The 9,284-nt window shown below is 39.5% G+C and carries 8 protein-coding genes and 1 pseudogene; 4 read left to right on the top strand and 5 right to left on the bottom strand.

The features are described from left to right. The coding region (locus tag L4D76_RS27880) for an NmrA family NAD(P)-binding protein (protein ID WP_428444089.1) at window positions 1–521 on the bottom strand (521 nt) is incomplete at its 3' end. A 106-nt stretch (window positions 522–627) separates the two neighbouring features. Next, window positions 628–1,539 carry an MBL fold metallo-hydrolase gene (locus tag L4D76_RS27875; RefSeq protein ID WP_428444088.1) on the bottom strand — a complete coding sequence of 304 codons (912 nt, stop codon included), beginning with the start codon at window positions 1,537–1,539 and terminating at the stop codon, window positions 628–630. Window positions 1,540–1,653: 114 nt separating this feature from the next. Here L4D76_RS27875 and L4D76_RS27870 point away from each other — a divergent pair, with 114 nt between their 5' ends. Both L4D76_RS27870 and L4D76_RS27865 read left to right on the top strand, forming a co-directional pair. Next, the gene (locus L4D76_RS27870) at window positions 1,654–2,556 is read left to right on the top strand and encodes a LysR family transcriptional regulator (protein WP_428444087.1); all 903 of its coding nucleotides are present in this window, start codon (window positions 1,654–1,656) and stop codon (window positions 2,554–2,556) included. 643 nt (window positions 2,557–3,199) lie between these two features. Continuing rightward, window positions 3,200–3,408: pseudogene (locus L4D76_RS27865) on the top strand (hypothetical protein); the annotation flags it as partial. Window positions 3,409–3,448: 40 nt separating this feature from the next. Here the strand turns inward: L4D76_RS27865 and L4D76_RS27860 are convergent. Together L4D76_RS27860 and L4D76_RS27855 are read right to left on the bottom strand one after the other, a co-directional pair. Next, a complete protein-coding gene (locus L4D76_RS27860; RefSeq protein WP_428444086.1) occupies window positions 3,449–4,669 on the bottom strand; it encodes a hypothetical protein in 1,221 nt (406 codons plus the stop codon). Between the two features lie 514 nt (window positions 4,670–5,183). Further along, window positions 5,184–5,609 (bottom strand): GNAT family N-acetyltransferase, encoded by a 426-nt coding sequence (locus tag L4D76_RS27855; RefSeq protein ID WP_428444085.1) that lies wholly within the window; start codon window positions 5,607–5,609, stop codon window positions 5,184–5,186. 910 nt (window positions 5,610–6,519) lie between these two features. On the opposite strand from L4D76_RS27855, the gene L4D76_RS27850 reads away from it, so the two are divergent. Together L4D76_RS27850 and L4D76_RS27845 are read left to right on the top strand one after the other, a co-directional pair. Beyond that, on the top strand, window positions 6,520–7,899 hold the full coding sequence (locus tag L4D76_RS27850) for an esterase/lipase family protein (protein WP_428444084.1): 1,380 nt from the start codon (window positions 6,520–6,522) through the stop codon (window positions 7,897–7,899). A 607-nt stretch (window positions 7,900–8,506) separates the two neighbouring features. After that, on the top strand, window positions 8,507–8,770 hold the full coding sequence (locus L4D76_RS27845) for a hypothetical protein (RefSeq protein ID WP_428444083.1): 264 nt from the start codon (window positions 8,507–8,509) through the stop codon (window positions 8,768–8,770). Here the strand turns inward: L4D76_RS27845 and L4D76_RS27840 are convergent. After that, window positions 8,758–8,958 carry a hypothetical protein gene (locus L4D76_RS27840; protein WP_428444082.1) on the bottom strand — a complete coding sequence of 67 codons (201 nt, stop codon included), beginning with the start codon at window positions 8,956–8,958 and terminating at the stop codon, window positions 8,758–8,760. The genes L4D76_RS27845 and L4D76_RS27840 overlap by 13 nt on opposite strands. Window positions 8,959–9,284 lie beyond the last annotated feature (326 nt).

Raw genomic sequence — 9,284 nt, 5'->3', positions numbered from 1 at the left:
TCGCCGAACGTGGTAATTTTTCTGAAAAAACGCAGGTTAGGTAGGAAGTAGTCAAAGATCCCGCCATTATAGAAAAATGTCCAGCCAATTCCGGATTCAATGATTTTATTGTGCAATCTTTTTTTATAATCAAAAATCACACCATCGCCATAATCAAGATTACGCGTGTGGCAGCCAAATTCGGTTGGTACAAAGCGCTTTACACCAGCTTTAACCGCGGCTTCTAACCATAGTGGTTCTGCGTCGGTAATAATTTGTTTAGAGCCAGGAACCGCGCAGATCAGAGTATCTACCCCTTCAAGTGCTTTAGCCATATCGTCGACATTAAGCATATCCCGCACTTCAACTAACAGCGCGCCTTCCGCTTTATACGAGTTGAGTTTTTCGGCACTTTCGCCAGCCAGGTTACGAGTAAGCACAACAACATCATGCCCCAGCGATAATAGGCCTTTTGTTAATGGTGTACCAACTTGACCTGTTGCGCCGATAACAGCGACTGACTGTTTTCTGAAGGTGTACATTGCTTATCTCCTGCTGATTTCTTGATAACGCAATACTTGTTATGCATTATTTTTATTTAAAAATGCTCAAATTATGACTCACTGAACCACGAGTAATAGCGATTGATCAATGCCCTGAATAAAGATTTTTCATTGACATTTCAAGCATTCCTTTACCGCCTTTATTTGGGAATTTTTTCAATAGATATTTTTTTGTTTCTTCAAGTGATAATTTATTTGATAGAATATTTTCAAGTTCATCAAGATATTCTATATCTTGTTTAAGAATTGAAGGATCACCATTTTCACCATGACCAACGAGTAATGTTTTATAATACATTGCCTCATCTACTGAAAAATCTTGCAATAATGCTCGCCATTTTTTATTTCTCTCTCTGTTAGATGCGACCAAAAACATATTGTTGTAGAAGAGATCTTGTCCAATAATAACACCCATTGACGGTATTTTAATCAGCATGGAATGATGTGCTTCATGACCATCATATTCTTCAACAACAACCGTTAAACCGTCCCATTTTTGCACACCTAACTTAATTTCTTTATTGGGAAAAATGACTTGTGTTGGAATATCACCCTTCATTTTTAGGTTTTTATTCTTGATTTTTATATAGCGCATTCCTCCTCGCGCAAGGTCAGCTTTCACACTTGAAATGGTTGCAATAGGTGTTTTACTCGCAAATATTTCTGAACCAAACCAATGATCTGGATGATTATGTGATAACAAAACCTCCACTAAAGGTTTATTCAAACTTTCAATAAATGCTTTGAGTTTTTTTGCTGAGCTTAAAGTTAATTGTGCATCAATCACTCTTAGCTCATTTTTAGTCTCAATTATATGGGAATTTGAAACCCCGTGGAACGTATAGATTTTCACACCACCTGCTTTAACCATGCTGATGTTATCAGCTATTTTTTCATTATTTAATGTATCAAGTGTTTTTGCCTGTACTGTCACTACTGACATCATTAGAACAAGCATTGTTACGCCTAGTAGTTTTGATTTTTGTTTAGTAAACATTTAGATTCACCAATTAGCATAAAAAGAAATAGAATGAATTTCAGAAACAATTATGTTTGATCAAAGTTAAAATTAATAGTAGGCTAATAACGGATAAACTATTCGGAAAAACCGATGAATGAAATTAACAAAACAGACCTAAGCCAATTAAAAAGACTGGCGATATTCTCTGCTGTTGTCGAACAAGGTAGCTTTGCTCAAGCAGCAAGGGTATTGGGAATGAGTCCTTCCAGTATCAGCGAACAGATTGCCCTGCTAGAAAAGGGGCTTGGGATGCGCCTAATCCAACGCACAACAAGAAATTTGAATCTAACCGCCGATGGAGAAAAAATCTATCCTGAAGCTAACATTATAGCTACTTCACTTACCAACATATCTACATTTGCAGCTGATGATCAATTACGAGGTACTGTAAGAATTTCTGTGAGCCATGACATCGCACTAGACTGGCTTAACCCACGCTTAGAAAGCTTTTCAAAATTATATCCAGAAATAAGTTTTGATTTAAGATTATCTGATTTAGTTGTTGATCTCATTTCAGATCAAATTGACTTTGCAATTAGAGTTAGCCCTACATTAAATGAATCACTGATAGCGCGATCTGTTTTTAAAGAGAATTTAAGCGTATTTACAAGTACCAAATACATTAAAGACAAAGGCTTGCCTCAAAATAGTGAAGATTTAAAAAATGCGTCTTGGGTGTTATTACCTCAACTAGAAGGAGGTAAAAAAGTCACCCTTTCGACGAGTGGGAAACAATTCAGCTTTGCACCCAAACATTATCATATCTGTGACTCACCGCATGTACTGATTGACATGGTAAAACGAGGTATGGGGCTGACGCTACTTCTACCAAAATTAACTGAATATGAAATGAGAAGTGGTAATTTACGATTAATAATGCCTACTTTCAGTGGAGCATCATTTACTTTTTCTTTAGTTTACCATTCTCGCAAACAACTTTCATTACGGGTAAGGATATTAATAGATTTTTTACTTGGGAAGGTTGATAAATAACAGATGTATTTTCTTTTTAGCATAACAGTGTATTATACAGACGTCTTTATAAGTACTTTTTCAAACGGCTGTGAAAATTCATAGAATCATCTTAAACCAATTTTAAAATCAATGCATTACATGCTTATTTATAGTCAGCTTTTAAGCACGTTTTTCCGCAAAATTGAGACTTTTATTTATAGGGGTCTCTATAAATAAATTTGATGAAGAAAAGAAACTATATATTCAATATATTAGTTTTTTTTACAAAAAGTGAAACTGAGACTATTTGGCAATATAAGTAACCCATATTTAGCAAAAAATGGTTAAATTTCATTATACCTGTATACAAAGACTGTTTTGACGTAAGAATAAAGGTATGGATAAAATAATTTAAATCTTGTTTTGGCTAACTAACACGGGGCTATTTTTCAATTCTTTTACATAAATAATGCATAACAAAATGTATGGTAAATTATTCTGGGCATATTGGGATTGAGTTTGGGCACTAACACGGTTTGGGGCAATAGTTCTTTAGACGCCCCGCAAACTCGATATGGGACAGAAGTGAGTTACAAAACCTGACAAAAGTTTTCATCTTTATTGTCTTAGTTTCGAACTTTAATGTCCTGTTTCAATCTTTATTGTCTTTCGACATATGTACCAGATTGGCATATTGTCTATGTGGGGAATCGCCGTGTTCAGTGCCTACTTATTCTCATCCATCTCGGCTATGGTGTATTAGGGGCATGGCTAGCCATTGGCCTAGATGAATGGGTCAGAGGGCTGATTATGGCGAAACGCTGGCGCTCTCAAGTCTGGACTAAGTTCTCTTTGGTTAACGAGAAAAAAGAAGTGCAGGATACGATTTAAGTCGCCGTCCTGCACCCTCTAAGTTTAGTTAATACACACTTTAATACTCAGTCTTGAACCAGGGTGGTTGCAAAGGCTTGTAAATATCAGTTGATTGGGATGCTTTTTTCGGCGGAACGTATGGTTTATATTCTGGGAACTCTTCTGCATAGAGGTGGAAAGCAGAGCCAGATGAATTGCTATTACTGCTGCTGTTACTATGGATATCAAACTCAAAAGGCTCATCGTTTGCTTGTGTTGTTGCCCTTTTTTGAGAGTTGCGCCTTGCCTCAGACTTGAATTTATCCCACTCAGCTGCCCGTTGAGCTTCATGCTTTCTCCAGGCATTCTCGCTTGCAAGCTTAGCTTCCTCTGATTTTCGCTGCAGCTCTGCCGCTGATGGGGTGTTCTTTATAACATCCTGCGCATGAGCAAATATCTGCTCTTTTTGCGCCGAACTTAGTCGGTCTGTTTGTTTGTAGTAGTTCAAGAGAAAGTTATAGGCCTTCTCGTTATTTTGGCAGACTGAATACGCCAGTGCTGAACTGCCTGCATATTTATAACATCGGGTCATTCTAAAATCGGTGACTCTCTCAACATCATTGCCGTTATCAAGCAGCGCAACAAACATTTTACTTTTTTCGGGACTGCCATCATAGTGATTCATTGCCATCTCAAGCAGACCAGAATCGTATTSCCAACTCTCAACGTKCTGCTTCTCGAGAGCTTCTATCGGAAATTTACAGCTGGTAGGTGAAGCTAAGTCTGCTTTACCTTTAGGGGTTATTTTGTGATCGGCTAAAAGTARAGCAAATGTTTTAGGGTAATTATTAATATAAGCGATTGYTATTGGTGAGTAATTCCCATAACCACAGACATCGGAATCTATTCGGTGCTGCTTCATAAGCCGAATGAATTTCTCAGTATCATCGTCGCTTAACCCAAACCGCATCGGTGAGTTGATGGTRTATCTAATCTTGTAATACTCGCCATCATAATACGTTCTTTCTCGCACTATCATGTGCATGAGCATTTCTTCTTCCCACCGGGTAAATAACCATTCGGCTAACTCAATATCCTTGGTATAAACAGCACACTCTAACAAGGTGTTACAAGGCCCACTTGCGTCATACCCATCTGATGGAACATTTTCTTTTAGATGGTTGATCTTCTGCTTTGCTGGCAAATCTGCATTTGTTACAAGGTAATCTTGYACGTCACCTTGAGTTGAGACACATCCAGAWAGCAAAAAAAATGACAGTACGGTAAGAGTTTTTTTCATGAGGACAACCAATTATTAGTATTTCTCTCAATACTATTACTTACTTGAATAATATTGTGTTGATCACTATCAACCAATAYGTTGTTGAAAAGTGTTCCCTAAATTTCGGACACGATATTAAGTGATTTGGACTGCCCAGACTCTWCTAGACAATTTTCGTTTATTCTTTTTGCATAGGAGATTATTTATGAGCAGACATCAAATTGAGTATGCCTACATAAGAACTAATGGGGCAGGTCGTGATTCTTACTTTACGCCTAAGTTCTAGTACGGCAAATTTGGGCTAACGGTAGCTTATTGCGTATTAGATCTAACTCACAAAGGGGCAGATTCGACTTAGAGTGATCGCCCTAAGCCTATGTGGGACAGAAGTTTGTTAGTGCTTTTAATCTAACTTATAAGGTTCGGACTAAAAAAAGTATGGGTAACGACCTGTTAAGGTGTGAGGCGCGCAATGACCAAGTCTCTGCAACCCCAAAATGCCACGCGTGCCGAATCACTCATAAACAGCTTGTTATAGCTCTTTGACTAAGAAGTAAGTTGTGTGTCCTTTGGGCGTATTTTCTAGTTCACCATAAACACGGTAACCTAACTTTTCGTAAAATGGCTTAGCTTGAAAATCTAATGTTTCTGTACGAATTTGGCTAAGACCCTTCTCTTTGGCGAAATCTTCTAGTCGATGCATTAGTTTGGAGCCAACACCACTACCCCGCGTTTCTTCTGACAACCAGAGCAGCTCAAGTACGCAATAACTCCAAACTACACTAGCCTGAATCCCACCAACAATATCTCCGCTATCGTTCCGAACTACGAGTGCAAAACGAAACCCTGAATCGAAAGCACCATCATTTGGCAAATATTGCTCATTAAATGCTGCAATACCATCACCGATTGCTTTCAACTCTTCTTCTGACGGTGAAACTGATAATTCTACTTTCAATTGATACTCCAATATTAAAACCAGGGGGAGCTATAACAGCATATTAGGCAGCAAGCTCGATAACACACACACTATCTTGATTGCATTTTAGCCACTTCAGCATGAGTATCAAGCGCTTAAACCTTACATTGATATCTATGTAAGGTTTTACGTTCGGTAAAAGCATGCACGTATAACGAGACCTCATATGCGCTCACCAATTGAAAATAATACTCTTATTTCAGCAGCATAAGCTGTTTGGTCATCAACAAAGAGAGCAATTATTGTCTCGTTAATACCCCCGACATATACAGAAATAAGAGGCTTTTACTTATAACTGTATATATGCATAGCTCTTCTCGGGTTACGCGTTAATGACCTGTGAGCATGATAACTGAACTCAGTGTTAATGGAATGATTGAGCATTATTTGAGCGCTTCAACAAAGCCATGTTGAAGTGATTTACTCGTAATTTTAAGTCAATGACTGACTAGATCCGCCTCATCAGATTATTTGCAACAGCCCCCTCGATATACAAGCCGTAAAGGTCAGCACCGGGATTGCTTCTGCCTGGGTTCAGACGGTTAGTTAGCCGCTAGCTCTCTATACCCGAAACACAAGGATAAAACCTTTCTTGCCGAGCAATGTGATCATAAAAGAGGTCAACGAAGCCGTGATCGTTTTTTACAGGATTAATTCGCGGAAAAGCTGTCACTAATGTGCATGAACTCCTTGATACCTACTATATTGTAAGAATCATATGAAACAGGTTCTGTATGGGCAATTCCGTAATTATAACCACTGCAGATTAATACACAGTTGGACTGGTTCATGATTTTTAGAGGAACACATTAAAATCATTGATTAGCCATGCTTAGGAATAGTTGTTTCCTTAAAGTCACTTGGATATAACGGAAAGCAGGGGCGCAGAATGAGTGAAACGAATAATTATCCCATCATCTTCGTTCATGGTGTTCTTGGTTGGGGTGACCATGAGGTCGGGTTTGGAAATTACTGGGGAAGAGCTCATGAGGTAAAGAAACAGGGGTATACAATAGAGTTTGCATCTGTTGGCCCTATTTCATCTTATTGGGATCGGGCGAGAGAGTTATTTTATCAAATTAAAGGTGGGGATGATTGTGTTTACAAGTGTGATGAATATGAAAAACATCATATTCATAATGAACCTTTGGATACAGATAATCAAAAGTTAAAAAAAATTTCTAATTGGAAAAAAGGATTGACGCCAAAATATAGTGATTGGGATGCGAAACACCCTATCCATCTGGTAGGACACTCCCAGGGAGCATGGACAATTTTGCTTCTGCAATATATGTTAGCCCAAGGTGATTTGTTTCCTGGACATGAAACTGACGCCTCTTGGATTCGATCCGTAACGACCATTTCTGGAGTGCTCAATGGAACTACTGCGCCTTATGCCGTCTGCGACTTCGATGAAAAAACAGGTTTTTATAAAGGCAGTCTTTCTCCCTGGGGTATAAGAAGATTTTTGGCGTTTAATTTTCTCGTGGGATCACCTACAGAATTTTTGTACACCGCATGGCATGCTTATAATGATCGTAACTCTAATTGGCCCACTTTTATAAAAGATCTTCAAAAGGTCTTTGAAACAGGACGCTATAACTGGGACTTGGATCAATGGAATATAACACGAAATAAAAACATGATTTCTAGTAAAAAGCTAGAGATGTTGTTAAGTCTCTTCTTTGTTTGTGGTATCAACTTCAAAGATTTTCTCTACGGTCAAGACAATGCCGCTTATTGCCTGTCGGTCATAGGCACTCGGTATTTAAATGAGCTATTTAAAGTTTACGATAGAACTACATATTTTAGTTATGTCACACAGCAGAAACATTCCAGATTTCACTTTTTTCTTAAACGATTTGGAAATGGAATTGCAAACTATCCCATTAAAAAACTCATTAAAACCAAGCACTGGCCAGACAAAACCTCTCGATGGCCGGTTGAGGCTGAGGATGATGATTTATGGCAAATAAATGACGGGCTTGTGCCTGTTATCTCACAGAAATATCCGTGGCTTGGTGTTAAAGAGAAAAATTACTTTCCTGTTGTCGAGTCTGAAGATAAAGGTGTCTTTGTTTGGCCTAAGAAGACCGAACCTGGCACCTGGTATACTATGAATCAAGCACTTAAAGGGTGGGACCATACGGATATTGTTATGTTTCCACAAAAGAAGGTAAAAATCCAATGGGCAGAACAATATTGGTTTTACTTAACTCTTTGTTCAAACCTAGATAAGTTGCCTGTATTGCCCATCGAAAATGAGTGACCTTAGGGGCCGCTACAGGTGAGAGAGGATACAGGTCAGTAAGGCGTTGGATAATGCTTCGATGAACTCTGGAGGGGTGATCCCTACTAGGTCAATTAGAAGCTTGATCAAAAATGCCTGCACGAAGGTGTTACATTTGTGGTGTCCTATCCGGAATATCCTTGAACCGGAGCGCTATACCTTGATCTCGCAGCCCTGGCTTTGTGCTACGGTATCTAGATAAATGCCAAGAAAGAGAAGAAGATAAGCGTAAGTAGGTAATTTATAGAATCAAGTTTAAGCTGGCTATGTTTGCAGCATCTATCGCTCTTTCTATTTGGACTCTGATAGCAAAAAGTCTTCCTATTTTAGTGACGATGACAATCAGACTGGCGCTGATAGCCTCAATTCTAAATTTGAGCGCTAATTATTTCGAGGCAAAGTCAGCTTACCTAAATGAACGGTACGAAAGATTGAAAGACAGAGATGATCAATAGAAGGAAAACACCTGGCACGGCCTAGTGCCTGAAAATGCGACATGTGTTTTTATCCACGGGTGCCGCCCTGGCTGTGGAATGGTTAATATAAGCGTTCAAACCAATAAAGGACTATCGACATGGAAAATTCGATGCGGAAATTAGTTATACGTGATGGTTTAACGGTTGAAACAGACCTCAAGCCAGATGGCAATACGTGGATTAAAGTGACAACTCCCCACGTTGAGATTGTCGATACAGCAGATAATTTTGATTACGTCGCGGGGAATGTTTATTGCAGAGGTGCACGGTTATTATTCACCCGAGAGCAAGCGGCTGAATTTTTCAAGTTTGTTGATGGTCGTTTACCTGACAACTGGGATGAAGAGGTCACGGAAGCTACCTATTTCAGCTGATCTTTGATCAGCGCCCTGGCAACCCCGATTAAGACCATTTCTTCGGTGACCGCGCCCCGGCGGTCGTCGGTCTGGGCATACCAGCGCCCGCGGTGCCAGTGCAAAACCGCCAGGAATGTATCTCCTTCATATTCAATCAGCCCGACACAGCCGTTATGCGGCTTGCGCCCCAGCTCGATGGTCAGCACATCCCCCCTTGGCGATGCGCTTAACCAATAAGTCGTCGCTGGCCTTCATGGCATGGATGGCCGATTTTTTGGGGACCAGTGTTTCGCCGATAGGGGCCTCGACAAAGCCTTCGCCCTTCTGTTGTCAGAATCAGACGGTGTCGGATTCTGACGAAAGCGCTAACCAGAGTAAATAAATCAAATAGAAGGAAACAATTAGAGAACCGTTAAGATGGAGGAACTGCCTAAATTCGGTTCAATTTTTCATATCGAAACACTAGTTTACAAATGTTCGCAGGTAAGGACTGAGCAGTTAAATCATGTTGATGGAGATTATGTGGTTATCT

It is taken from the genome of Photobacterium sagamiensis (genome assembly GCF_050337085.1).
In the GTDB taxonomy this organism is placed as follows: Bacteria; Pseudomonadota; Gammaproteobacteria; order Enterobacterales; family Vibrionaceae; genus Photobacterium; species Photobacterium sagamiensis.
This window is presented reverse-complemented; position numbering and strand designations above follow the sequence as displayed.